Origin of the sequence: Kitasatospora sp. NPDC059646 (assembly GCF_042734615.1) — a bacterium.
Lineage (GTDB): Bacteria > Actinomycetota > Actinomycetes > Streptomycetales > Streptomycetaceae > Kitasatospora.
Genome location: NZ_JBHWDS010000050.1, coordinates 37257 through 61945, shown reverse-complemented (window position 1 = coordinate 61945; position 24689 = coordinate 37257). Strand labels below are relative to the sequence as shown.

Here is a 24689-nt window from a genome sequence, read left to right as displayed (position 1 = left end):
GCCCCTCTCGCCGCCGGCGGCCCCCCGGGGGGCCGCACCGCGTGGGCGCCACGCCGCGCGGCCGGGCCGCTGGCTACGATCACCGCATGGATCGGGACCTGCCGCGCGCGCCGTGGCCGATGCGGTTTCCGTCGGCCGTCCGGTCGGCGCTGAGCTGGTGCGCGGCCGCGCTGTTCGCCCTGGTGCTCTTCCTGTCGACGACCTACCGGATGTCGCCGCCGTTCGGGCTGCTGCGCCCGGTGTTCGTGGTCGGCCTCGGGGTGCGGGCCGCGCTGGCGGTGGCGCTGGCGCTGCCTGCGGGCTGGTCGCTGCGGCGGCCGGAGCGGGTCCTCGGGGTGCTGCTGGCCGAGTCGGCGGCGGTGGCGCTGCTGCTCGGCGAGCAGGCCTGGCCGTTCCACCTGGCGACGGACGGCCTGATCGGCTGGCTCGCTGCGGTGCGTCCCCGCCGGGTCGCCGCCCTCTCCGCCGCGGCCTCGTTCGGGGTCTGGCTGGTCGAGGAGGTGTCGACGATGGGCGGCGCGGAGCAGTTCAGCGACTTCGCCAGCACAGCGGCCGCCGCCGCGGCGGGCATCGCGATCCCCTGGGCGGTCGGCAACTCGGTCCGCCAGCAGCGCCGTTACCGGGAGGCGCTGCGCGCGCACGCCGCCGACCGGGCGATCGCGGCCGAACGGCTGCGGATCGCCCGGGAGTTGCACGACGTGGTGGCCCACAGCATCGGCGTGATCGCGATCCAGTCCGGCGCGGCGCGCCTGGTCCTGGACGTCGAACCCGCGGGCGCGCGACGGGCGTTGGACGCCATCGAGGCGACCAGCCGGGAGACGCTGGCCGGCCTGCGGCGGATGCTCGTCTCGCTCCGGCGCGCCGGGGATCCTTCGGACGCCGCCCCGCCCGCCGGTCTGGAGGCCGTCGACCGGCTGGCGGAGACCATGGCGCAGGCGGGCGTCGAGGTGCAGGTGCGGCGGCTCGGGCAGCCGCGCCCGCTGCCGCCCGAGATCGACCTGGCGGCGTTCCGGATCGTCCAGGAGTCCGTCACCAACGTCCTGCGGCATGCGGGCGTCGGCCGCTGCGAGGTGCGCATCGACTACCGGGAAGGAGAGTTGGACGTGGAGGTCGTCGACGAGGGGTGCGGCTCGCCGCCCGGGCGGCGGGCCCCCGGGACCGGGTACGGGATCTCGGGGATGCGCGAGCGGGTCGCCCTGCTGCACGGCCGGTTCAGCGCCGGGGCCCGCCCCGGGGGCGGCTTCCGGGTCGCGGCGAGGCTGCCCGCATGACGCCCGGCACGGACGGCGGGGCGGCGATCCGGGTCCTGCTCGCCGACGACCAGGAACTGGTGCGCGCCGGGCTCGGCCTGGCCGTCGCCCACTCCCCCGGCCTGGAGCTCGCGGGCGAGGCGGCCACCGGGGCGGAGGCCGTCCGGCTGGCCGGGGAGCTCCGCCCCGACGTGGTGGTGATGGACATCCGGATGCCCGGCATGGACGGCATCGAGGCCACCCGGCTGCTCACCGCGGGCGCGGCCGGGCCGGTGCCGCGGGTGCTGGTCCTGACCACCTTCGACGACGACGAGAACGTGTACGCCGCGCTGCGGGCCGGTGCGAGCGCCTTCCTGGTCAAGGACATGGCGCTGGTCGACATCCTCGCCGCCGTCCGGGTGGTCGCCGCCGGCGACGCCCTGATCGCCCCGAGCGTCACCCGCCGCCTGATCGCCGATCTCGCCGCCCGCCCCGGCCCGCCCGTCCCCAAGCGCCCGCTGCCCGCGATCACCGACCGCGAGCGGGAGGTGCTCACGCTGGTCGGCCGCGGCCTGTCCAACGGGGAGATCGCCGAGCAGCTGTTCATCGGCCCCGCCACCGCGAAGACCCATGTCGCCCGCCTGCTCGCCAAGTTGAACGCCCGGGACCGGGTCCACCTGGTCATCGCCGCCTACGACGCGGGTCTGGTGTCGCCGTCCGGCTGAGCCGCCCCGGTCGGGCCCGGTGCGCTCCGGCCCGTCGGGCGGGCCGGAGCGCACCGGGTGTGCCGGTCACGGGAGTTGGACGGCGACCTCGGGCTGGGTCGGGGACGGGCCGTCGAGGAGCGGCTGCGGCTCGCCCTTCAGGTGGAGGTCGAAGAACGCCCCGAGGTAGGTCCGGGTGATCTCGATGCCCCGGGCCGGGTCGATCGCGCCGGGGGCGCCCGGCAGGCCCGCAGCCCGGGCGAGCAGCAGCAGGTCGCCGAAGGTCCCGTGCTCGGCGCCGGCGACGGTGAGGCGGCGCTTCCAGCCGTCCAGGCGGCTCCACGCCTCGTCCCAGCTGGGGTCCATGCCGGGGGCCTCGTCGCCCGCGGCGCCGAACAGCAGGAACGGCCGGCCGCCGAGGCCGGTGGCCGGCACCTGGGCGAAGAAGCTGCCGTCCATGTTCACCCCGGCCCGGACGCGGGGGTCGGCGGCCATCGTCGAGGCGGCGGCGTCGCCGCCGATGGAGTGGCCGGCCATGCCGATCCGGTGACGGTCGATCAGGCGGGCGAGCGGCCAGGGCGACCGGTTCGAGGTCAGCCGGTCGATCACGAAGGAGGCGTCCTTCGCCCGGCTCTCGGCGATGGCCGCCGGCCCGCCCGCCGGCGGCTGGTCGCAGATGGCGCAGGTGAGGGTCCGGCCGTCCGGGAGGGTGACGCCGGTCGACTCGTAGGGGTGGTCGATCAGCGCGACCACGTAGCCCCGGCCGGCCAGGTCCTCGGCGATGCCGGTGAACAGGGCGCGCGGGAACGTGAACCCGGGCGACAGCAGCACCAGCGGGAACCGGCCGGGCGCCGGCTGCGCGCCCGTCCGCGCCCAGGTGCCGGTGGCGGCCAGCGCCTCCGGCGGCAGACCGGAGCCCGGGGCCTTCGCCGCCAGGAACAGCCGGGCCTCCTCGGTGGTCATGTAGGGCGCGGGCGTCCCGCTGCCCGCCCGCGCCGGGTAGTACATCGACAGCATCAGCTGCCGGGGTCCCGCCGACGGCACCCAGGGGTCCTGGCGCTGCTGGTCGACGAGGTGCAGCAGGTCCCGCCCGACCGCGAACGGGCCGGTCGGCTGCGGGAGTTCGAACGCGAGCCCGGCCGGGGCGGACGCGGCGGAGGCCGCGGGAGCGGCGGGAGCGGCGGAGGCCGCGGGCGCGAAGGCGAAGGCGGGGGCCGCGGCGGCGACCGGCAGCGGCAGCAGGAGGGCGAGTGCGGCGGCGCCGGCCGCCCGTCGGGTACTGGTCATGCCCCGAACCTAGGCCCCGGCCACCGGACCTGACGTCTGCTCAGGAGCGGATCTTCCGGTCCGCTCCGGGGTGGACCCGGCCTCCGCCCGCAGGGGGACGGCGGTCGGGCTGTCCGCGTTGCGCCGGCCAGGGTCTGTCGCCCGACCGCCCCGCGGGCCGAAGCCGCCCGGCCCACGGCGGCGAGGGGGCGCGTGCAGGCCCGGGGCTGCGGACGTCCGTGTCGTTTTCCCGCCGGACGACGGCCGCACCTGCTGGTTGGCTTCGGGGCATGGTCAACGCACTCAAGTCGGCGCTCTTCCGCTCCCTGCACACGTCCGCCCGTCCGCTCGCCCTCGCCAACGCCTGGGACGTCGCCAGTGCCCGCGTCGTCGAAGCCGCCGGCGCGCCCGCGATCGCCACCACCAGCGCCGGAACGGCCTGGTCCCTCGGCGCGCCGGACGGGGACCGCGTCCCCCGGCAGTCGGTGCTGGACGTCGTCGCCCGCATCGCGGCGGCGGTCGACGTGCCCGTGACGGCCGACATCGAGGGCGGCTACGGGACGGGCCCCGCCGAGGTCGCCGACACCGTCGCCCGCGTCCTGGACGCCGGCGCGGTCGGCATCAACATCGAGGACGGAACCCGCCCGCCGGACGTCTTCACCGAACGCCTGGCCGCCGCCCGCGACGCCGCCCGGAAGGCGGGAGCGGACCTGTTCGTCAACGCCCGCATCGACACCTACCTCCTCGGCCTCGGCGACCCCGCCACCCGCCTGCGGGAGACGCTGCGCCGCGCCCGCTCCTACATCGACGCCGGCGCCGACGGCATCTTCGTCCCGGGCGTCACCGACCCCGCCGTCATCGGCGAGCTGGCCGCGGCCCTCACCGTCCCCCTCAACATCATGGCGGGCCCGGGCACTCCCCCGGTGTCCGACCTGGCCGCCCTGGGCGTCGCCCGCGTCAGCCTCGGCTCCGGCGTCGCCCAGGCCGCCTACGCCGCCGCCCGACACGCGGCCCTCGGCCTGTACGGCACCGGCGACTACGAATCCCTCCGGCAGGCCATCGACTACCCGGAGCTCAACAGCCTCTTCACCAGGGCCGATTGACCCACTACCCGATCGGGATCAGCGGCCCGAAGAAGGAGAGGCCAACGGCGTCAACCTCGCCTCCGATGGCGCCCAGGCCCCCAACGCTCCTGATGGCGCCCAGGCCCCCCACACCGCCACCCTCGGCCAGGCCTGTACCACACCGGCAACTACGCCCCCCACAGGCCATCGACTAGCCGGAGGCCAACAGCCCCTTCGCCAGGGTCGATTGACCCACTGCCAGACGAAGGCGAGGTCAACGGCGTCAACCTCGCCTCCGACAGTGCCCAAGCCCCCACACCGCCGCCCTCGGCCTGGCCTGTACCACACCGGCAACTACGGATCCCCCGGCAGGCCATCGACTACGCGGAGCCCAACAGCCCCTTCACCAGGGCCGATTGACCCACTGCCCGACGAAGGAGAGGCCAACGGCGTCAACCTCAGCTCCTGATGGCGCCCAAACCCCCAACACCGCCACCCTCGACCTGGCCTGTACCACACCGGCAACTACGAATCCCCCAGCAGGCCATCGACTACCCGGAGCCCAACGACCGCTTCACCAGGGCCGATTGACCCACTGCCCGACCAGTGTCGGCGAGGCCGGGGGATCAGCGGTCCGAGGGGCCGTCAGTGGTGGACAGCTGCCAGCGGAGTTCGCCGTCGTGCCAGTGGTCGGTGCGGGTGAGGCCGGCGGCGGTGGCGACGGCGGCCGAGGCGGTGTGGTCGGGGTGGATGTGGGCGGTGATCGTCAGGACGGCTTGTCGGCGGAGCCAGGTGACGAGGCCGCGGACCGCCTCGGTGGCGAGGCCGCGCCGTTGCCAGGGGGTGCCGACCACCCAGGCGATCTCGGCGGTGGGGCCGTGCTCCCCGGTGGTGACGGTCGCCTGGACGGTGCCGGCCAGGCGGGCGGTGTCGTGGAGTTGGAGCACCCAGTTGCACCAGGACTCGGCGGGGTCGGGCGAGCCGGCCGTCCAGCGTTCGTAGCGGGCCCGCAGGGTCCGGGCGGTGTCGGGCGCGCCGCCGATGAAGGCGTGCAGTGCGCGGTCCGACAGGACGTCGGCCATCTCGTCGGCGTGCTCCACCCGCAAGGGCAGCAGCGTGAGCCGGTCGGTGCGGATGGGAGCGGCTTCCACGCTGCGGTCTCCTCGGCGGGGCGTTCGACGGATGTACGGGTGCGGCGCCCGGGTCGGCGCCGCGCCCACCCCTGGCACGGGGAGCCGCCGACGGGGCCCGTGATCACGAGGGTCTCACGGGCGGCACGGCCCGGCGGACCGGGGGTCGGGGAACGCGTCGCCTCCGCTGCGTCCCGTTCCGCCGCCGGCCCGCGCCGGGTCCGCAGGTCGCCTCAGGCCCGGCGCATCCGGTAGACGCACGTCCGGTAGGGCATCTCGACGGTGTGGCGGCCGGTCAGGGCCGGGTCGGTGGCGGCGAGTTCGGTGAGCTCCCGGTCCAGGCGGGCCTGTTCGGCGGGGGCGGCGGTCAGGTAGGAGGAGCGGGACCGCACCAGGTCGGTCAGGCGGGCGGTCGGGACGGTCACGGTGTGCTCGGTCAGGCCGCGTTCGGGGGTGGTGAACCACGGTGTGACCGGCCCGTACGGCCAGGCCTCCTGGAGGCCGAAGTCCTCGCTGCCGACGACGGCGGAGAGCGCGGCCACCCACGGGGTCCGGTCGTCGCGGATGTTCCACATCGCGGCGAGGACGCCGCCCGCGCGCAGCACCCGGTGGATCTGCGGCAGCGCGGCCTGCGGGGTGAACCAGTGGTAGGCCTGGCCGACCACGACGGCGTCGACGGCCCCGTCCGGCAGCGGGATGTCCTCGGCGCTTCCGGCGAGCACCGGGATGCCCGGGTGGCGTTCGGCGGCCACGGCGCGCATCTGCCCGTCGGGCTCGACCGCGACCACCTCGTGGCCGGCGGCGCGCAGGGCGCCGGTCAGGAGTCCGGTGCCCGCCCCCAGGTCCAGGACGCGCAGCGGCTCGGCGCCGAGGGCCCAGGTGACCGCCCGGGCCGGGTAGCCGGGCCGGATCGAGTCGTACAGGCGGGCCGCGGAACCGAAGGACAGCGCAGAGGTGGTCATGCGGTGAACCTGCCCGATTCCGGCGGGCGGAACCGGGCGGGTTCACCGGCCGGGCCGCCCGCCGCTTCCCGGATCAGCGCAGCAGCAGGTCGACCACGCCCGTCAGGTCCTCGCTCCCGTCCGCCTCGGCGAGGCGGCGGCGCATCAGGTCGAAGTAGGGAGTGAGCAGTTCGGAGCTGACGCCCTGCCGTTCGGCGGTGGCCAGGAAGGTGGGGGTGCCGGCGACCTGCATGGCGAGGTTGGAGACGACGTCCGTCGTGTAGTCGCCGGTGCGGAGCCGGTCGGCGGTCTCGTGGACGGCGGGCGTCATCGCGGTGAGCCAGTCGGCGAGGAGGGGCGCCAGCGTGGCCGGGTCGATGTCCTCCTTGCGGATCAGGGCGTAGGCGTGTGCGACACCGGCGAACATGCCGTACATGGCGCTGAGCAGGGCCACGTCGTGCAGGGCGGCGAAGCCGGGGTCCTCGCCGACCCAGCGGGTGCCGGCCGGGACGGCCAGGGTGGGCCGGTGACGGTCGAACAGGTCGCGCGGGCCGCTGTAGAACACGTAGCCGCCGGCCTGCGGGACGCCGATCATCGGGGGGACGGCCATGATGCCGCCGTCCAGGTAGCGGGCGCCGCGCTCGCGGGCCCAGGCGGCGCGGGCGCGGGCCTGCTCGGGCGTGGTGGTGGTCAGGTTGACCAGGTCGCGGCCGGTGAGGTCGGCGCCGGCGAGGGCCTGGTCGATCGAGGCGTCGTCCAGCAGGCAGACGACGACCAGGGTGTTCGCGGCGACCGCCTCGGCGGCCGTGGCGGCGGCGGTCGCGCCGTCGGCGGCGAGGGCCGCGGCGCGGGCCGGGGTGCGGTTCCAGACGGTGAGGGGGTGGCCGGCGGCCAGCCAGGTGCGGGCCAGTGCGGTGCCCATCGCGCCGAGGCCGAGCAGCGTGACGGGGGCCTTGCCGGTGGGGTCAACGGTGGTGTGTGCCATGCCGATTAGGCTGGTCCAGGGCCCGGAGGTGATCAAGTACGCACTTCGAGGTGGGTGGTTACCCCGGGGTGAGCGAGCAGGTCGGAGGGGTGGGGCATGGCGACGTCGAACAGGCCGGCCACGGTGGACGGGCACGTCTGCGGGATCGACACCGCGATGGAGGTGATCGGCGGCAGGTGGAAGGTGCTGATCCTGTGGGCGCTCCACGAGCACCCGTGCCGCCGGTTCGGGGAGCTCCGCCGGCTGCTTCCGGGGGTCACCGAGAAGGTACTGGCCTCGCACCTGCGGGAGTTGGAGGCGGACGGCGTCGTGCGGCGCGTCTCGTACGAGGAGGTGCCGCCGCGCGTCGAGTACTCGCTGACGGCGGACGGCGAACGTCTCAACGACGCGCTCGAACCGCTGGCCGCCTGGGGCCGCGGGCGGCGGACCGGGGGAGCCCCGGAGACGGGCTGACCCGGGCCCCTGCCCGCCACCGGCCCCGCAGCCCGGGGTTGTCGGGCCGGAGGGGTGGCGTCGGGCCGGTCGAGTCGATCCCGGTGGGGCTCGGCGAGTGCGGGCCCGCACCGGGTGCCGGACGGTGCGGAGGCGTCAGTGGCCGAGCGGGACCGTCCAGTTGAGGAGGGTGCCGCCGGCCGGGGGCGCGGTGAGGGTGAAGGTGCCGCCGAGGGTGCGGGCGCGTTCTTCGAGGTTGCGCAGGCCGCTGCGGCGGCCCTGGGCGGGGATGCCGACGCCGTCGTCCTGGACGGTGAGGGCGACCTGGGTGCCGGTGGCCTGGAGGGCGACCTCGACGCGGCCGGCCTTGGCGTGCCGGGCGGCGTTGCTGAGGGCCTCGCCGAGGACCGCCACCAGGTGGTCGGCGACCGCGGGCGGGACGTCGGTGTCGAGCAGGCCCTCCATGCTGAGGCGGGGGGCGAAGCCCAGCGCGGAGTGCGCCTCCTCGACGACCTGCACGGCGCGGGCGCGCAGCCCCTGGCCGAGGGCCGCCTCGCGGACCCGCAGCCCGAAGATCGTCGACCGGATGATCTTGATGGTCTCGTCCAGGTCGCCGACCGCCCGCAGCACCCGGTCCGAGGCGCCGGGGTGCTCGATGAAGCGGGACGCGCTCTGCAGGGTCATGCCGGTGGCGAACAGCCGCTGGATGGCCAGGTCGTGCAGGTCCCGGGCGATCCGGTCGCGGTCCTCCAGAACGGCCAACTGCTCGGCGTCGCGCCGGCGTTCGGCCAGTTCGAGGGCGAGCGCGGCCTGGTCGGCGAAGGCCAGCAGCGGGTCGAGCTCGCGCTCGGTGAACTCCGGCTCGCCGAAGCCCCGTACCAGCAGCAGCACGCCCTCGGTGTGGCCCTCGGCCCGTCCGAGCGGCACCGCGACGGCCGGCCCCAGGCCCGCGTACCGGTCCGCCACGGCCGGGTAGCGCGGGTCCTGCGCGAGGTCGGGCGAGGTCACCGGGGCGCCCTGGGCACAGGCCGCGCCGGAGATGGTGCCCTCCAGCGGGACGTCCGCGCCCATCCGGCCGGTCAGGTCGCCGCCGTAGGAGAGGTCCGTGCGCAGGCCGCTTCCGTCGGGCAGCACGGTCAGTACGTCGGCCTGTCGGGCGCCGCTGATGTCGCACGCCCGCTGGGCGATCAGCTCGACCACCTGGGTGCGGGAACTCCCGGACAGCAGGCGGCGGTTGATCTCGGCGGTGGCGGTCAGCCAGCGCTCGCGGCGCTGCGCCTCCTCGTACAGGCGGGCGTTGTCGATGGCGACGCCGGCCGCGACGGCGAGGGTGGCGATCACCGACTCGTCGTCGTCGTCGAACCCGGCGGCGCCGCGCTTGTCGGTCAGGTAGATGTTGCCGAACACCTCGTCGCGGACCCGGACCGGCAGGCCCAGGAAGGTGCGCATCTCGGGGTGGTGGGCGGGGCAGCCGGTGGACGCCGGGTGCTGGGTGAGGTCGTCCAGGCGCAGCGGCTCGGGGTGGCGGATGAGTTCGCCGAGCAGGCCCTTGCCGGTCGGGTAGGGGCCGATCCTGGCGATCGCCTCGTCGTCGAGGCCGACGGTGAGGAACTGCGACAGGCTGTCGCCGTCGGGGCCGATCACGCCGAGCGCCGCGTACTCGGCGTCGGCGAGGACGGCCGCCGCCTCGACTATTCGGCGCAGCACCTGGGTGAGTTCCAGCTCGCGGCCGACCGACAGGACGGCTTCGAGCAGGCTGTGCACCCGGTCCCGGGTGCCGCGTGCCACGTCGATCCGGGCCTGCAGTTCGGCCAGCAGTTCGTCCAGCCGAAGCTGGGGAAGCCGCGACCGGGGTTCCTCCTGGCGCACCGCGTTCCTCCTCGTCCGTGGGCCTGCTGCCGCCCGATTCTCGCAGACGGCCCGGCGGGGGTGGACGGACGGGGTGGGCCGGAGTGTCGTGGGGCGGCGGGCCGCGGGCGGGCGCCCCACGGCCGGGCCGCCCGCCCGGCACCGGGCGGGGGCGGTTCGTCCCCGTCAGCCCCCGTCGCGGGCGGTGCGCACCGCGAGGGCGGCGAGCGCCTCGGGGGCGCCGGCCTGGTGGCGGATGCCGGGGAAGGCGTTGACGTCGACGGCGATCGGGCCGTCGGGGCCGGGCAGCAGGTCGATCCCGTACACGTCGAGGCCGAAGGCCGGCCCGGCGGCGAGGGCGACGGCGCGTTCCTCCGGGCCGGGCGTCCAGGGGCGGCGGGCGGGCCCGCCGGGGTGGAGTTCGGAGCGGCGCTGTTCGGCGAACAGGCGGCCGTCGACGACCCACAGTTTGCGGTCCCAGCCGTCGCCGGCCACCGGGTGCTGGGTGAGGACGGGCTCCTCGGGCCACTGCGCGGCGAGCGCCCGCCACTGCTCGGCGGTGTCGGCGCGGGCGACCAGGTCGCCGCGGCGGCTGTGCCGGCTCTTCACCACCACCGGGCCGTGCCAGGGGAGCCGGCCGAGGACTCCGTCGGCGACGGTGGCCGCGAACGGCAGGCCGGCGCCGCGGGCGCGCTGTTCCATGGCGGCCCGGTCCTGGCAGGACGCGGTGGCGGCGGCCGAGTTGAGCACGGGCGTGCCCGCCCGCTCGTGGCGGCGGGCGAGCCGGAGCGCGTCCGGGGTGCGCGCCTTGAGCAGCAGCAGGTCGGCGTCCTGCCCGGCGTCCACCGTGAGGTGCCCCTGCCCGTGCAGGATCCGGCGGGTGGCGGCGAGCAGCGGATGGTCGGGGTCGCGGGCCAGGAGGGCGATCCGCAGGGCGGTCACCGGGCGGCCGGGGCGGGGGCGAGCAGCGGGTCGGCGCCGGGGGTGGGCCAGGAGGAGCCGGTGCGGGCGAGCCGGACCACGGCGTCGGCCACCCGCTGGACGGCGCGCGGGACCTGACGGAAGCTCGGGAAGTCGTTGATGTCGACGACGACGGGGCCGTCCGGTCCGAGCAGCACGTCCAGGCCGTACAGGTCCAGGCCGAACACCTCGCCGACCTGCGCGGCGATCGCGGCGACCTCGCGCGGCAGCGGGACGGGCCGTTCGGTGGCGGGCCGGTGCGGGTGCAGCGGCGAGGTGCGCTGGGTGGCGAAGAACTCGCCGCCGGCGCAGTACACCTTGAGGTCGAGCCCGTCGTTGGCGACGTACGGCTGCGCGATCAGCAGGCCGCCGTCGGCGGGGGCGGTCACCCCGGCCAGCTGGGACGGGTTCCGCACCAGGTGGACGGCGCGGCCGGAGGAGCCGTCGGCGGGCTTGACGACCAGCGGATAGCGTTTTCCGGGTATCGCGGCGAACGCGGCCGGGTCGGCGGCGGCCCAGGTGCGCGGCATCGGCAGGCCGTGCAGGGCGGCGACGACGGCGGCCTGCGCCTTGTCGCGGACCGGGCGGATCGCCCGGGCGTCGTTGACGGTGGTCAGGCCGGCCGCGGCGGCGGACTCCAGCAGGCCGAGGCCGGGCCCGCCGGAGACGGTCTTCAGCACCCACGCGTCGTGCTTGCCGCTGCGGACCAGCCGGGCCAGGTCGAGCAGGTCGGCGCCGGGACGCAGCACGTCCACCCGGTGGCCGGCGGACCGCAGTTGGTGCACCACCGCCATCGGCATCCCGTCGTTGCGGTAGTGCTCCTCGACCAGGAAGCAGAACCTCATCTGTGCCCACCCATTCCCCTCTGTCCCCCCGTGCGCTCGCCGTGGGGCCGTTCGCATCGGTCCACCCTGTCACGGTTCTTCGGCCCGGAAGCGCCCAGGGTGTCCGGGAACGGCCACAGGCACGTCACAGCCGCATTGCCGCAGGTCTGGAACCCCTTGCCCGGGGCATGACGTTGGCATGACGTCGTCTTGGCACGCTCTTGAGGGGGACCGTGTGCATCCACAGCTGCGCCCGTACGGCCGGCACGATCTGACGGACCGTCCCGCGCCGGCCGTCCTGGCCTACCCGGCGGGTGACGTCCTGGTGGTCTCCGGCCTGCCCGGCAGCGGCAAGAGCACCCTGATGGCGCGCTGCGCCCGGGCCCGGGTGATCGACTCGCAGCACACCCGGGCCCGGTTCGCGGCGGCCCTGCCCGGCGTCCCGTACGCGCTGTACCGGCCGCTGGTGCGGATCGCCCACTACCTGCGGCTGCGGGCCGCGCTGCGGGCCGGCGGGCCGCTGGTGGTGCACGACTGCGGGGCGCTGCCGTGGGTGCGCCGCGCCATCGCCCGCACCGCCCGGCGCCAGGGCCGCGGCATGCACCTGCTGCTGCTGGACGCGACGCCCGCGCAGGCCGTGGACGGGCAGCGGCGGCGCGGCCGGCGGGTCTCCCGGTACGCGTTCGCCCGGCACCGCCGGGCCGGCGCCGCGCTGCGCGCCCTGGTCGCGGCGGACGTGCCGCTGCCGCCCGGGGTGGCGTCGGCGGTGCTGCTGCCGCGGGCGTCCGCAGCCCGGCTGGCCGTCATCGCGTTCACCGCGCCGCCCGGCCCGGCGGCCGAGCAGCTGACGGCGTCGCAGCTCACGGGCCGTCAGCAGGTGCCCGCCCCGCGGCCGGCGGCGGAGTCCGGCCCGGCCCGGGCGGTGGCGGGCGCTGCGGCGAACGGCTGAGCCGCCCCGCGCGTCGCCCGCCGCCCGGCCCGGCGCTGGCTAGTCTCCGGCCATGGCCACCCCCGAGCGCACCCCGGACGCCGCCGCCGCGGACGTCGCGCCCCCGCCAGAGCGCCCCGAGCCGCCGGACGGGCCGCGGCCGCAGCGCGGCCCGCAGGTGCGGCGGATCGCCGACCGGCTGTCCGTGCAGTTCCGCGTCCCGATCGAGCCGCAGTACGACCAGGCCGGGCACCGCTGGACGCTGCGCTGGTACGACGGGCCGACGGTCGCCGCGGTGCGCTGCGCGCTGGAGCGGCTGTTCCCGGCCGAGGAGCGGCTCGCGGTGCGGCGCGACCTGACCACCCGGGCGCTGGCGCTGGCCGCGATCCGGGAGACCCGGGCCGGGGCGATGCACCGCTCGGTGGGCAGCTGGGGCCAGCGCTACCACCTGGAGCAGCAGCTCGCCGACCAGGAGCACCCGGACCGGCCCGCCGACCCGCGCGAGGCGGCGATGCTGGAGCGGCTGCTGGCGGCCGCGTCGGCCGCCGCCGGGCGGGGCGCGAACGGGCCTGACCTGGCCCGCGCGTTCGACCTGGTGGCCCGGGACGGCGTCGCCTGGCTGCTGCCGGAGCCGTCGCTCGCCGGGCCGGCCGACCCGGACGGCCTCGCGCTGACCCCGCTGGAGTTCCTGACGTCCCGTTACGCGACGGGCGTGCACCGCACCGCGTGGGAGACCGCGCTGGCCACCCTGCCGCTGCGCGCCGCCGTCTCCGCCGCCCACCAGGACCCGGAGGCCGACCCGGACGCGGCCCGCGCCGCCCTCACCCTGCTGCCCGCGCTGCGCGCCCGGGCGTCCGCAGAACTCGACGCCGTCGAGGCCCGGTTGGCGGCAGTGGCGGCCGGCGCGGACCCCTCCGGCAGCGTGTCGACCCCTATTCTGCCTGCTCACGAGCGCTCGCGGTAGGACTCGGAGCACACCCGTTCTCCCTTGTCCCACCGGCCCGTTCGGCCGCAGACTCGTCCGCATTCCCCCCTTTCGGACGAGTCGACGGGAGACGTGTGTCCGCCCACGTGGATCAGGAACTGGCCCTGCGCGCCCGGGTGCTGCTGGCCGGCAGTGAACCCCCCACCCCCTGGCAGGCCTACCGGGCGCACCGCCTGCTGGCCCTCGACAATCCGGCAGTGCACCTGCCGAAGCTGGCCCTGGCGGCGATCGAACTGACCCGCCACCACCCGGTGCTGCTCCGCCGGGACCTCCAACTGCGCCTGCTGGACGAGGCGTTGGAGGCCGCGGCGGCCATCGCCGCCGACGACCCGTACCGGCCGCGGGCGCTGGCCCGCATCCACCACGAGCACGCGAAGCGCCTCGCCGAACTGGGGATCGCGGCGAGCTGACCCGCCCGGCCGGGGTGCGGCGACGGCGCCGCGGGCCTACACCTTGCCCCGGAAGTGCTGCTTCTCCACCAGCACGCCGTCCTTGAAGCAGAACCGCACCACGTCCTGGTCGCCCTCGGGGCCGGACGGCACGTCACCCGCGAACCAGCGGCAGTGCGCGCCGTCCGGCACCGGCGGGCCGATCCGCTTGAACTCGCCGGTGAGGAAGTCGCTTCCGACCGGCAGCCGGCCGTTCACCGCCTCCTCGGACTGGCCGACCTCGACCGAGTCGTACAGCTTGGTCGACACGGTGGCGTCCCGCATCGAGCTGATGAACATCAGCACGCCGACCGCGGCGACCACTCCGACCACCACCAGCACCGCGCCCGCGCCCAGCGCGCAGCCCAGCGCCGGGCTCCGGCGGCGCTTCTCCGGGCCGATCAACCGGTCGGCCAGCGCCTGGAGTTCCTCGTCCTCGGGGACGGCGGCGAGCGCCCCCTCGGAGGCGTACGGGAGCCGGCCGCCCAGCCGGAAGCCGCCGTCCGGCAGCCCGCCGGCCTGCACCACGCCGCCCAGCAGCCGGGCCCGTTCGCGCAGGCCGGTCAGGCCCTGGCCGCCGGAGACCGCCGAAGTGCCGTCCCCGCCGGGCCCGTTCACCACCTCCACGATCACCGCGTCGCGCTCGTGGCGGACCGTCACCACGATCGGCGCGCCCGGCGCGTGCTTGTGCGCGTTGGTCAGGCCCTCCTGGGCGATCCGGTACGCGGCGTGGCCGACCGCGGCGGCGAGCTCGCGCGGCTCGCCCTCGTGCCGCAGTTCCACCTGGGCGCCGGCCGCCTGCGAGGACTCCACCAGGCGGTCGATCGCGTCCACGCCGCCGGCCGCCGGCGCCGCGTCCTCCCGCAGCAGGCCCACCACCTGGCGCAGCTCCCGCATCGCGCCGGTCGCGGCCTGCCGGAGCACGCCGACCGCCTCGCGCTGCTGCGCGCCGAGGGTGCGGTCCACTTCGAGGGCGCCGGTGTGCACGGCGATCAGGGCGAGCTGGTGGCCGAGGCTGTCGTGCATGTCCTGGGCGATCCGGTGGCGTTCGCGCAGCCGCGCCTGACGGGCGATCATCACCCGCTCGCGGACCAGCTGTTCGTTGCGTTCGCGCAGGCTGTCCAGCAGGGCGCTGCGCTGCGCCCGGTACCGTCCGAACAGCGCGGGCAGCACGCCGACCAGCAGGTATCCGACGACGCAGACCCCGAACAGGGCGGGCAGCGGCAGGTGGTCGCGCTGGTTCTGCAGCACGCCGGTCGCCAGGTTGAGCACGAAGCCGGCGGCGAAGTACGCGGGCGCGTGCCACGGCCTGGTGATCCGCCGGCCCGCCGAGTAGCCGGCCGCGACCAGCAGCGGCAGGAAGCCGCTCGGCCCGCCGGCGCCCGCCGCGGCCAGCACCAGGACCGGGCCCGGCAGCCCGCGCCGCAGCAGGTACAGCACCGCGCAGACCGCGACCACCGCCCCCGACGGCCACCCCCCGCTGTCCACCGCCTGGAACAGCGCCGCGAGCCCGCACACCACGAGCCCGCCCAGCGCCTCCCGGGCCACCGGCCACCACGACCAGGGCCCCGGGAACGCCCGCCCCACCCACTTTCGCATCACACCCCCGACCCTAGCCGCCCGCCCTCCCCCGCCCGGACGCGCCTCCGGACCCACGCCCCGGGACGGCCCGGCGCGGGCGCTCAGGCGGTGTCGGCGAGGCGGGCGATCAGGATGGCGACGTCGTCGGCGCGGTGGTCCTGGTGGTGGGCCTGGCCGAGCAGGAGGGTGGCGAGCGGGTCGAGGGCGGGGGTGGCGGCGTGGGCGAGGGTGGTGCGGAGCCGGTCGATGCCCTCGGTGATGGTGGAGCCGGCGGATTCGACCAGGCCGTCGGTGTAGAGGACGAGGGTCGCGCCGGGCGGCAGCCGGGTCCCGGTGACGGGGAAGTCGAGGTCGTGGTCGATGCCGAGCAACGGGCCGCCGTCCAGGTCGAGTTGGTCGGTGCGGCCGTCGGGGGTGCGGAGCAGCGGCGGCGGGTGGCCGGCCCGGACGGCGCGCAGGGTGCGGGTGGCGGGGGTGAGGCGCAGCAGGCAGCAGGAGGCGAGCAGGCCGGCGTCGAGGTCGACCAGCAGGTGGTTGGTGCGCCGGGCGACGGTCTCCACCGGGTCGTCGCTGCTGGCGAACGCCCGTACGGCGCTGCGGAGTTGGCCCATCAGGGCGGCGGCCTTGACGCTGTGTCCCTCGACGTCGCCGATGATCAGGACGACGCCGTCGGAGGTGGGGATGGCGTCGTACCAGTCGCCGCCGATGTCCATGCCGCGGGTGCCGGGGAGGTAGCGGGCGGCGATGTCGAGGCCGGGGATCTCGGGCAGGCGGTGCGGCAGCAGGGCGCTCTGCAGGCCGCGGGCGACGGCGGCCTGGGCGTCGTAGAGGCGGGCGCGTTCCAGGGCCTGGGCGATCAGGCCGCCGAGGGCGGTGAGGACGGAGCGGTCCTCGGCGGTGAAGGAGCGGGCCCGGTCGAAGCCGAGGATGAGGCTGCCGACGGGGTGGCCGGAGGCGATCAGCGGGAGGAACGCCCAGGCCTGCATCTCGTCGCGGGGCAGGCCGGGGTAGGCGGCGGCGAGTTCGCGCTCGGACTCGAAGAAGATCGGCGCACCGGTGGTGAACACCTCGGTGCCGGGCAGCCGGGCCCGGATCGGGGTGCCTTCGAACGGGTCCAGGAAGCCGGGCTGGTAACCGCTTTCCGCGACCAGGTGCATGCGTCCGGCGTGGGCCAGGTACAGGGCGAGTTCCTGGCCGCCGAAGCCGGGCAGGATCTGGTCGATGACGGCGGAGGCGACCTCCTTGACGGTGACGGCCTCGGTCAGCGCGGAAGCGAGTTGCAGCACGTGGTAGACGCTGCCGACGGACGCGGGGGTGGCCGGCGGGGCCTCGGGCAGGGTGACGTCGGCGCTCGGCGCGGCGGGGACGATCCGGCCGGTCAGGCCGTGCGCGTCAGGGTAGAGCGAGAACGCCAGCCAGTGGCCGAGGGGCCGGCGGGCGAGGAAGGCGGTGGGCTGCTGGGAGAGCATCGCGGAGCGGTAGCGGTCCTCGTAGGCGGGGTCGGCGAGCCAGGGCAGCACGTCCCAGGGGCGGTGGGTGAGCAGTTCGTCGCGGGTGGCGTGGAGCAGCAGTTCGGCGCTGCGGTTGAGGTAGCCGGTCCGTCCGTCGGGGTCGAGTGCGAACACGCCGTCGCGCAGTCGCTCGACGGCGGCGGTGGCGGCCGCGGCGGCGGTGGCGTCGACCACGGCGACGACCAGCCGCGGGGCGGGCCCGGGGACGGGGTGGCCGTGCAGGTCGAGCAGGCGATGGCCGCCGCCGGGGTCGCGCAGTCGGACCCGGCGGGTGAACGGGAGGCCGTCGTGGGCGGCGCGGCGGGCGGCGTCCCGCATCAGGGCGACGTCCTCGGGCGAGATCCGCTCCAGCAGGGTCGCGCCGCGGCCGTCGAACTGGCCGAGGCCGAGGATCTCGCGCAGGTCCTCGTCCACGGCGAGGCGCTGGTCGGTGAGGTCCCAGTCGAAGAAGCCGAGCCGGATGCCGTCGCCGCCGGGCACCGGCAGCGGTACCACGGCGGGGTGCCCCTCGGCGTGCACCCGGTCGCCGTACGGCAGCAGCGCGGTGGCGAGGCGGTTGCCGGCGGTGCGCAGCTGGCGGCGGGTGGCGGCGGGCGGGCCGGTGCCGTCGGCGGGCCAGAACACGGCGATCACGCCGAAGGTCTGGTCGCCGGCGGTGACGGGCGTGGTGGCGGAGGCCTGCCCGTACGGGAGTCCGACGGCGAGCTGCGGGTAGCGGCGCATGGTGTCGTCGGCGTCGGCGAGGACGATGGTGCGCCCGCCGCGGTAGGAGTCGGCGGCGGGCAGCGGCGCGGCGACGGCGATCCGGCGGAACGGTTCGAGCAGTTGCAGCGGGATGCCGACGACGGTGGCGACGGCGAGCGAGCGGCGGTCCTCCGAGCGCAGGTACAGCACGCCGCCGTAGGCGGAGGTGGTGCGGACGGCGCGCAGCAGGCCGTCGGCGAGCAGCGGTTCGGCGGCCGCGTCCCAGCGCGGGCCCGGGTCCTCGGGCGGGGCGCGGTCGGTCCCGGGCTGCGGGCGGGCGGGGTCCTGCGGCGGGCCGGTGCGCGCAGCCGGGTCGGTGTGCGGTGGCGGTCGGGAGGGGTCCGCCGGGACGCCCGGGCGCATGTTCTTCTCTGTACGCCGGTCGCGCGGGGGGTGTCAAACGGGGGACGGCGGCGGTCCGTCCGGGTGACCACCCGATTGCATCTGATACGACAAGGGGATCGTCTGCTGGTATGCCGACGAAGAACCGTGACCGCGGCGCCCCGCGCCACCGCCGCCTGGCCGCCCTCACCGCGCTCGCCGCCTTGGCCGCCGGCTGCTCCTCGCTCCATCCCCGCGACGAGTCCGCCACCCGCGCCTCCGCCCCGGCCGCGCCGCCCGCCGCCGCCCGGCCGGCCGCCGTCCTGCCGCAGGGCGCGACCGGGCAGGAGCCGAACAGCCGGCTCGGCGCCGCCGAACGCGACCTGACCCGGCGTCAACTCGCCCTCGCCGCCGAACGCTGGGGCCTGGCCGCCGTCCCGCTCAAGGCGCCCGCCCCGCCCGCCGACCGGCCCGCCCTCACCGCCGGACCGAACGTCCTGCTCGCCGACGGCCTGCCGCCGGTCGTCCGCCGCGTCCCCACCGACGACAACGTGGTCTTCCTGACCGTGGACGACGGCGCCGAGAAGGACCCCGAGTTCGCCGCGATGGCCGCCGAGCTCCACGTGCCGATGTCCGTCTTCCTCTCCGACTACCTGGCACGCTCCGACTACGACTACTTCCGCGCCCTGCGCGACCACGGCGTGAGCGTCAACAACCACACCATCAACCACCCCGACCTGCGCCGCCTCGGCGCGGACGCCCTCCGGAAGGAGATCTGCGGCCAGCAGGACCGCCTGGAACAGGAACTCGGCGCCCGCCCCCGCCTGTTCCGGCCCCCGTACGGCGAGTACACCGACGCCGCGCTGCGCACCGCCGCCTCCTGCGGCATCACCGCCGTCCCGCTGTGGACCGAGGAAGCCTTCCCCGACCACCTCGAGTACCGCTACGCCGACCAGAAGCTGCACCCCGGCGACATCGTCCTCACCCACTTCCGCGCCCCCGCCCCCGGCTGGCGCGGCAGCATGGCCGACATGCTCCGCCGCGTCGTCGACACCGCCACCGCGCAGGGCTTCGCCGTCGCCCGCCTGGAGGACTACCTCTGACCGCCCGTCAACCGCGCCGCCCCGGGGCGGCGTCCGGCTCCTCGGGCTCGCCGCTGTGCGGGCCCGGTGTCGCCGGGTGCGCGGGATCGCCGGTGCGCGGGCCCGGAACGGTGGAGACCGCGACCCGGGGCAGCGCCTGCGGGTGGCGCTCGCGCAGGAACGCCACCAGGTGCTCGCGCAGGTCGCAGCGGAGCGTGAACGCGTCGTCCGCGTTGGCGGCCGTGGCCAGCGCCCGGACCACCAGGGTGCTGGGAGTGGTGTCGACGACCTGCAGGGCGCTGCCCTCGCCGTCCCAGCACGGGTGCTTGGCGAGGTAGTCCTCGAACTCGGCGCGCAGCAGGTCGACGGGCGTGCTGTGGTCCAGGTGCAGCAGGGCGGTGCCGGTGATCCGGGACGAGCGGCGCGACCAGTTCTCGAACGGGCGGCCCGCGAAGTACGACATCGGCATGACGATCCGCCGCTGGTCCCAGGTGGCGATCACCACGGCGGTCAGGGTGATCTCCTCGACGGTGCCCCACTCGCCGCCGACCACCACCACGTCGCCGATCCTGGCCAGGTCGCCGAAGGCCATCTGGATGCCCGCGAACAGGTTCGACAGCGCGCTCTGCGCGGCGATGCCGGCCACCACGCCGACCAGGCCCGCCGAGGCGAGCAGGCTGGTGCCGACCACCCGCACCGCGGGGAAGGTCATCAGCATCGCGGCGAGCGCGAGCAGCGCGATCCCGGCCTGCAGGATGCGCCCGAGCAGCCCCGCCTGGGTGCGGGCCCGCCCGGCCCACGCCGAATCGCGCCGGCGCACCGCGAGGCGGACGGCGCCGTCCAGCACCAGCACGGCGGCGCGGGCGGCCAGCCAGGCGCAGGAGCCGATGGTGGCGAGCACCAGCAGGTGGGCGATGCCCTCCGGCGCCCGCACCCACGGCCCGGCGGCGAGCAGCAGACCGCAGGCCGCGACCGCGAGGATCGGCCGCCGGCAGCCGCGCAGCAGGTCCGGGAGAGTGCGGGAGCGGGCGGCCAGCCGACGCGCCGTCACCTCGGCGACCCGGTCGCAGCAGTAGAGGACCAGCGCCACCGCCGCGCCCGCCGCCGTGAGCCGCACCGCACTCCACCACACGCCGTCCGCCTCCTCGATTCCGTGCCCCGGCCCCGTCCGGCCGGGCCCCGGCAGGGCAGCCGGGGCCGAGAGGCCGCCTTTCCGCAGCGCGCCGGTTCACACCCCCGGGCGACGGACCGGATCCGGTCGAAATGGGTTCGCCGTCGCCGGGCATACGCGGGATGCCGATCGGCGACAGGCCGCCGGAGGCAGCGAGGAGGACGGGCCGTGAATCCGATCGAACGCGCGCTGCGCGCCGTCGACCGCACCCAGCAGCAGTACCGGCCGCTGGCCACGGTGTTCGGCGTGATCAAGAAGTACGGGGACGACCGGGGCGGGCTGCTGGCCGCGCTGATCACCTACTACGGCTTCGTGTCGCTGATCCCGCTGCTGCTCCTGCTGTCCACGGTGCTGGGCTTCGTGCTGCACGGGCATCCGGAGGCGCAGCAGGCGGTGGTGAACTCCGCGCTGGCCGACTTCCCGATCATCGGCGACCAGTTGCGGGAGAACGTGCACTCGGTGCAGGGCAGCGGCCTGGCCCTGGTGATCGGCATCGCCGGTCTGCTCTACGGTGCGCTGGGCATCGCGCAGGTGCTCCAGCACGCGATGGCCGAGGTGTGGAACGTGCCCGGCGTGCGGCGGCCCGGCTACTGGCCGCGGCTCGGGCGCAGCCTGGCCCTGTTCGGCGCGCTGGGCACCGGGCTGGTGGTCAGCACGGCCGCGGCGGCGCTGGTCGGCGCCTCGGTGAGCGGGACGCTCGCCCGGATCGGCGGGCTGCTGCTGTCGGCGGTGCTGAACTCCGCGCTGTTCCTGGCCTGTCTGCGGATCCTCACACCGAAGGACGTGACGACCCGCCGACTGGTGCCGGGCAGTCTGCTCGCGGGACCGCTGTTCACCGTCCTGCAGGCGTTCGGCGCGGCCCTGGTGGCCCATCAACTGCGGCACGCGTCGGCCGTGTACGGCTTCTTCGCGACCGTGATCGGCCTGCTGTCCTGGCTGTACCTGGCGTCGCAGATCACCGTGTACGCGGCCGAGACGAACGTGGTGCTGGCCCGCCGGCTGTGGCCGCGTTCGCTGCTCCAGCCCCCGCTGACCGGCCCCGACCAGGAGGTGCTGGCCTCGCTCGCCCGCCAGGAGGAGCGCCGCCCGGAGCAGCGGGTGGACGTCGAGTTCCACGATCCGGAGACCGGCTCCGAGACCGGCTCCGAGACCGGTTCCGGCTCCGGGCCGGATCGGGACGACGGCCCGGACAGCCCCGGCCCGAACAAGCGGACGTAGCCCCGCACCCCGCCCCGCCGGCCGCCCCCGCCGGCGGGCGGACGTCGAAGCCCGTCGTGGAGGGCGGCTCCGGCGCGCGAGGCAGCCTCGCACAGCTTCTGCCCATACGCTCCGCATTCGTTCAAATCGCTTCGCTTCCCGCCCAGTTGACCGGACACTGGCAGCGACGGCCGGGTGACCGGCCGCGTCTGGCTTCCTTGTCGGCGCCGCCACCCGGCGGTGCCGACCGCCGAGGAACGCGGGAGGGCCGATGAGCATGCGGAGCGAGGCGACGGGGCCCGGCCGGCCCGGTCGGTGGCGGTGGCGGTGGGTCGCGGTCGCGGCCGTGCTGCTGGTCGCGGTGGCGGCGGGCGTGGTGTGGTGGCAGTGGCCGGCGGCGGAGGAGGAGCCGCCGGTGGTGGCGGGCACCGTCCAGGCGGTGGTGCTGCCGGCCGACGAGGTCAGCCGGGCCGTGGGCAGCACGCTGAACGCGCTGACCCGGGCGAGCGAGCCGGCCCCGCCGCTGCCGGCCGACCCGCCGGGCTGCTCGGTGGCGGTCGGACCGGCCACCACCGTGGTGTACCAAGGGGGTTGGACGGCGTTCGTGTCCGTCGTTCAGCAGGACGCCGCCGACGCGGCGGACCACACCGCCACCCAGACCGTCGGCCGGTACGCCGACGCCGCCAGTGCCGGGGAGGTGTTCGGCACGCTCACCGACGGCGTCAAGGCGTGCACCGCCGCGGTGCGGGACGCCTCCGGCGCGAACGCGTCCCGCTGGACGTACCGGGTGAACAGTGCCACGGACTCCGCGCTGTCCTGGACGGCCACCCAGGACCGGGGCGGCGGTTGGGCGTGCTACCGGGAGGCCCGGCTGACCGGGTCGACCGTCCTGCAGGCGGCGGTCTGCCAGTCCGGCGACGGCGGCCCGGCGGCCCGCGCGCTCGCCGACCGGATGGCGGAGCGCGCCAAGTGACGGGCCCGCTGCGGCGTCTCGCCGCCCTCGCGCTCGCGCCCGTCACCGTCCTGTTCGCCCTGGTGCTGCCCGCCGGGCCCGCCGCGGCGGCCGCGGCCGACGACCCGCCGGCTGCCGCCGCGATCGCGCCGGTCGCCCCGAGCGCCGCCTACTCCCCCTCCCTCAACAAGCAACTGGCGGCGTTCAACCGCCAGTTGGCGGAGCTTCCGACCGACCGGAGCCTGGCCGACAAGCAGGCCGAGCTGGACCGGCGGACCACCGCCTACAACGAGCAGTCGAAGGCGGTCCTCGACGCGCTCGACGCCAACGACAAGAAGATCGACCAGCACAACGCGGAGGTGGCGCAGTACCCGAACGGCGCGCCGCCCGCCGTCGCCGATGCGCTCAACGCGGAAGCCGCGGCGATCAACTCCGAGCAGCAGCAGCTCAAGGACCGGGCCGGGAAGATCGCCGACGAAGGCGACGCGATCACGTCCGAGCAGCGGGACCTGGACCGGCGGAAGAGCGACCTGGGCAGCAGGCGCAGCACCTTGCAGAGCACCCGCGGCCAACTGGTGACGCAGATGGCCGCCGAGCTGCTGGCCCGGCTCGCCGCCCCGGCCGCCGCCACCGGGCCCGCCATCGGCAGCGACCGCAGCCGCCCGTCCGGTGGCACCCCGTCCGCCGGCGCCCCGCGCGTCGACGGCGGGGACCGGCCGGCCGGCTCGGTGCGCCGCCAGCCGCTCGAACGGTACGCCGACCAGCACGGCGTGCGGATCGACGGCCGTCCGGTCGACGCGGTGCTCTCCCCCGCCGCCCTGGGAAAGCTCTCACCGGCGAACGCGGGCGTGCTGGAGCCGACCCGCAGCTACGACGGGCTGGTCGAGCAGCGCGACGGCAGCTACCGCGCACTGACCCTGCGCGACCCGTCCCGTCCGCCGACGGCCGCCCAGCGCGCGTTCGACGCCACCGTCAACGGCGGCGGCTCGGCGGTCACCACGGTGAACGGCAGGAAGGCGGTGATCAGCGGCGTCGACAGCGTCGACGCCCCGGCCGACGCGCCCGCCGCCCCGCCGCAGCGCAACCTCGCCCTCGGGCTCGGCGGCCGGGTGCAGCCGTTCGCCGACCGCAACGGGTACGAGCACCTGATGGACTTCGACATGACCCAGGTGCGCCGGGAGCTGCTGGGCCGGCTGAACGACCCGAACTACCGGATCCACGTCTCGCTGAAGGACCTCAAGGACCTGCCCAACACCCTGGCCCGCGGCTGGGCCTGGGAGCACAAGAACGCCAGGGGGAGGATCCCGTTCGAGAACGGCAGGCTCCCCGAGTGGGCGCTGACCTGGGAGCGCGCCCCGAGCGTCACCGACTGGGAGATGTACCTGATCCACACCCTGCCGGGCGTGCTGGAACGCACCACGTTCTACGACGAGAACGACAACGTGGTGCCCGACCCGTTCCTGACCGGGAACAACGACTGATCGGGAACAACGACTGACCGAGGACGACCGACCGGTTGAACCCGATGGACAACAACCGACCGGCCCCCGCGTCCACCTGCCGGACGGTCCGGTGGGCGGGCGGCGCGGCGTGGTCGACTGGGCGTCACACACCCACCGCCACGGCATCAGGAGGCCTCATGCTGCCCTCGCTCGACGGACTGCAGTTCGCGCCGGTCGCCCGCCCCGCGCAGGGGGAGGTGGACCCGGGCACCCGCTTCACCTACCGCGAGCGCGACGGGCTGGTGTGGGCCGCCTACCGGGGCGGCGAGATCGTCCACGGGCACCTGGTCGGCACCCGGACCGGCGACACCGTCGAGTTCCGGTACGTGCAGCTCAACCGGGCCGGGGAGACCAACTCCGGGCACTGCGTCAGCCGCCTGAGCCGCCTCGCCGACGGGCGGCTGCGGCTGGACGAGCGCTGGCGCTGGGAGTCCCGGCCCGGGTCGGGCACCAGCGCGGTCGAAGAGGTCCTGCCCGGCCGCTGACCGCACTGTCGGTGGCGGCCGCTAGCGTCCCGGCCATGAAAGATCGTGAGAGCTACGCCCCGCTGGTGTTCGTCGAGTACGACCACCGACCCGGCTCGTACTGCCTGATGCTGACGGACGATCGGATGGTGGCGGTGGACGAGGTGTTCGAGGCGGCCGACCGGCAGAACGGCGGCTACGGCTGGGAGGCGGTGGCCCGTTCCGCGGTCCGCTCGCGGGCGCCGCACCTGGAGGGCCGGTTCCGCTACGACCCGGAGGCGGGCATGTTCGTCGCGTACGGCGAGGACGCGGCGGCGCTGCGCGAACTCGGCGCGCTGCTGTCCGGCGCGTTCCGCGACCGCCCGACGCTGCGCGAGCTGATCGACGCCGCCGAGCCCGACTGGTTCGACTGATCCCCCGTCCCTCCCCCGCCGCCGCGC

At 76.0% G+C, this 24689-nt stretch carries 23 protein-coding genes; 13 read left to right on the top strand and 10 right to left on the bottom strand.

Annotation, left to right across the window (positions count from 1 at the left end; genetic code table 11):
• The first annotated feature begins 86 nt into the window (after positions 1 to 86).
• On the top strand, positions 87 to 1271 hold the full coding sequence (locus tag ACFV1L_RS28650; protein WP_380371105.1) for a sensor histidine kinase: 1185 nt from the start codon (positions 87 to 89) through the stop codon (positions 1269 to 1271).
• Positions 1268 to 1954: a response regulator gene (locus ACFV1L_RS28645; protein ID WP_380371103.1), complete on the top strand. Its 687-nt coding sequence runs from the start codon at positions 1268 to 1270 to the stop codon at positions 1952 to 1954. Before ACFV1L_RS28650 ends, ACFV1L_RS28645 begins: the two co-directional genes overlap by 4 nt.
• 66 nt (positions 1955 to 2020) lie before the next feature.
• Here the strand turns inward: ACFV1L_RS28645 and ACFV1L_RS28640 are convergent, their stop codons facing one another.
• The gene (locus ACFV1L_RS28640; RefSeq protein WP_380371100.1) at positions 2021 to 3220 is read right to left on the bottom strand and encodes an alpha/beta hydrolase family protein; all 1200 of its coding nucleotides are present in this window, start codon (positions 3218 to 3220) and stop codon (positions 2021 to 2023) included.
• Between the two features lie 269 nt (positions 3221 to 3489).
• Between ACFV1L_RS28640 and ACFV1L_RS28635 the strand changes: the two genes are divergently transcribed.
• A complete protein-coding gene (locus tag ACFV1L_RS28635) occupies positions 3490 to 4302 on the top strand; it encodes an isocitrate lyase/phosphoenolpyruvate mutase family protein (RefSeq protein ID WP_380371098.1) in 813 nt (270 codons plus the stop codon).
• A 587-nt stretch (positions 4303 to 4889) separates the two neighbouring features.
• Here the strand turns inward: ACFV1L_RS28635 and ACFV1L_RS28630 are convergent.
• The 3 genes from ACFV1L_RS28630 to ACFV1L_RS28620 form a co-directional block, all read right to left on the bottom strand.
• Positions 4890 to 5414 carry a GNAT family N-acetyltransferase gene (locus tag ACFV1L_RS28630; protein WP_380371095.1) on the bottom strand — a complete coding sequence of 175 codons (525 nt, stop codon included), beginning with the start codon at positions 5412 to 5414 and terminating at the stop codon, positions 4890 to 4892.
• Between the two features lie 212 nt (positions 5415 to 5626).
• Positions 5627 to 6355, bottom strand: a complete 729-nt coding sequence (locus tag ACFV1L_RS28625) for a class I SAM-dependent methyltransferase (protein ID WP_380371092.1) — start codon at positions 6353 to 6355, stop codon at positions 5627 to 5629.
• 73 nt (positions 6356 to 6428) lie between these two features.
• Entirely contained in the window at positions 6429 to 7319 is an 891-nt protein-coding gene (locus tag ACFV1L_RS28620; protein WP_380371090.1) for an NAD(P)-dependent oxidoreductase, read from the bottom strand.
• Between the two features lie 96 nt (positions 7320 to 7415).
• Between ACFV1L_RS28620 and ACFV1L_RS28615 the strand changes: the two genes are divergently transcribed.
• Positions 7416 to 7772 carry a winged helix-turn-helix transcriptional regulator gene (locus ACFV1L_RS28615; protein ID WP_380371088.1) on the top strand — a complete coding sequence of 119 codons (357 nt, stop codon included), beginning with the start codon at positions 7416 to 7418 and terminating at the stop codon, positions 7770 to 7772.
• A 135-nt stretch (positions 7773 to 7907) separates the two neighbouring features.
• Here the strand turns inward: ACFV1L_RS28615 and ACFV1L_RS28610 are convergent, their stop codons facing one another.
• The 3 genes from ACFV1L_RS28610 to ACFV1L_RS28600 form a co-directional block, all read right to left on the bottom strand.
• Entirely contained in the window at positions 7908 to 9620 is a 1713-nt protein-coding gene (locus ACFV1L_RS28610) for a GAF domain-containing protein (protein WP_380371085.1), read from the bottom strand.
• Positions 9621 to 9785: 165 nt separating this feature from the next.
• Positions 9786 to 10541, bottom strand: a complete 756-nt coding sequence (locus ACFV1L_RS28605) for a RimK family alpha-L-glutamate ligase (RefSeq protein ID WP_380371082.1) — start codon at positions 10539 to 10541, stop codon at positions 9786 to 9788.
• Positions 10538 to 11404: a RimK family alpha-L-glutamate ligase gene (locus tag ACFV1L_RS28600; protein ID WP_380371079.1), complete on the bottom strand. Its 867-nt coding sequence runs from the start codon at positions 11402 to 11404 to the stop codon at positions 10538 to 10540. The genes ACFV1L_RS28605 and ACFV1L_RS28600 overlap by 4 nt, the downstream gene beginning before the upstream one ends.
• A gap of 214 nt (positions 11405 to 11618) precedes the next feature.
• Between ACFV1L_RS28600 and ACFV1L_RS28595 the strand changes: the two genes are divergently transcribed.
• The 3 genes from ACFV1L_RS28595 (at position 11619) to ACFV1L_RS28585 (ending at position 13706) form a co-directional block, all read left to right on the top strand.
• Complete coding sequence (locus ACFV1L_RS28595) at positions 11619 to 12332, top strand: AAA family ATPase (protein ID WP_380371076.1); 714 nt, start codon at positions 11619 to 11621, stop codon at positions 12330 to 12332.
• 52 nt (positions 12333 to 12384) lie between these two features.
• Positions 12385 to 13275 (top strand): hypothetical protein, encoded by an 891-nt coding sequence (locus ACFV1L_RS28590; protein ID WP_380371073.1) that lies wholly within the window; start codon positions 12385 to 12387, stop codon positions 13273 to 13275.
• Between the two features lie 95 nt (positions 13276 to 13370).
• The gene (locus tag ACFV1L_RS28585; protein WP_380371071.1) at positions 13371 to 13706 is read left to right on the top strand and encodes a hypothetical protein; all 336 of its coding nucleotides are present in this window, start codon (positions 13371 to 13373) and stop codon (positions 13704 to 13706) included.
• Positions 13707 to 13742: 36 nt separating this feature from the next.
• On the opposite strand, the gene ACFV1L_RS28580 is transcribed toward ACFV1L_RS28585, so the two are convergent.
• Both ACFV1L_RS28580 and ACFV1L_RS28575 read right to left on the bottom strand, forming a co-directional pair.
• Positions 13743 to 15323, bottom strand: a complete 1581-nt coding sequence (locus ACFV1L_RS28580; protein ID WP_380371108.1) for a sensor histidine kinase — start codon at positions 15321 to 15323, stop codon at positions 13743 to 13745.
• A gap of 83 nt (positions 15324 to 15406) precedes the next feature.
• Complete coding sequence (locus ACFV1L_RS28575) at positions 15407 to 17923, bottom strand: SpoIIE family protein phosphatase (protein WP_380371069.1); 2517 nt, start codon at positions 17921 to 17923, stop codon at positions 15407 to 15409.
• Positions 17924 to 18033: 110 nt separating this feature from the next.
• On the opposite strand from ACFV1L_RS28575, the gene ACFV1L_RS28570 reads away from it, so the two are divergent.
• A complete protein-coding gene (locus ACFV1L_RS28570) occupies positions 18034 to 18984 on the top strand; it encodes a polysaccharide deacetylase family protein (RefSeq protein ID WP_380371067.1) in 951 nt (316 codons plus the stop codon).
• Between the two features lie 7 nt (positions 18985 to 18991).
• On the opposite strand, the gene ACFV1L_RS28565 is transcribed toward ACFV1L_RS28570, so the two are convergent.
• Positions 18992 to 20095 carry a mechanosensitive ion channel family protein gene (locus ACFV1L_RS28565; protein ID WP_380371065.1) on the bottom strand — a complete coding sequence of 368 codons (1104 nt, stop codon included), beginning with the start codon at positions 20093 to 20095 and terminating at the stop codon, positions 18992 to 18994.
• 207 nt (positions 20096 to 20302) lie between these two features.
• On the opposite strand from ACFV1L_RS28565, the gene ACFV1L_RS28560 reads away from it, so the two are divergent.
• From ACFV1L_RS28560 to ACFV1L_RS28540, 5 genes are all read left to right on the top strand, one after another.
• Positions 20303 to 21352 carry a YihY/virulence factor BrkB family protein gene (locus ACFV1L_RS28560; protein ID WP_380371062.1) on the top strand — a complete coding sequence of 350 codons (1050 nt, stop codon included), beginning with the start codon at positions 20303 to 20305 and terminating at the stop codon, positions 21350 to 21352.
• Positions 21353 to 21602: 250 nt separating this feature from the next.
• On the top strand, positions 21603 to 22304 hold the full coding sequence (locus ACFV1L_RS28555; protein ID WP_380371060.1) for a sensor domain-containing protein: 702 nt from the start codon (positions 21603 to 21605) through the stop codon (positions 22302 to 22304).
• Positions 22301 to 23764, top strand: a complete 1464-nt coding sequence (locus ACFV1L_RS28550) for a hypothetical protein (RefSeq protein ID WP_380371057.1) — start codon at positions 22301 to 22303, stop codon at positions 23762 to 23764. Before ACFV1L_RS28555 ends, ACFV1L_RS28550 begins: the two co-directional genes overlap by 4 nt.
• A 158-nt stretch (positions 23765 to 23922) precedes the next feature.
• A complete protein-coding gene (locus ACFV1L_RS28545) occupies positions 23923 to 24270 on the top strand; it encodes a hypothetical protein (protein WP_380371054.1) in 348 nt (115 codons plus the stop codon).
• A 35-nt stretch (positions 24271 to 24305) separates the two neighbouring features.
• Positions 24306 to 24662 carry an immunity 51 family protein gene (locus tag ACFV1L_RS28540; RefSeq protein WP_380371052.1) on the top strand — a complete coding sequence of 119 codons (357 nt, stop codon included), beginning with the start codon at positions 24306 to 24308 and terminating at the stop codon, positions 24660 to 24662.
• The last annotated feature ends 27 nt before the right edge of the window (positions 24663 to 24689 follow it).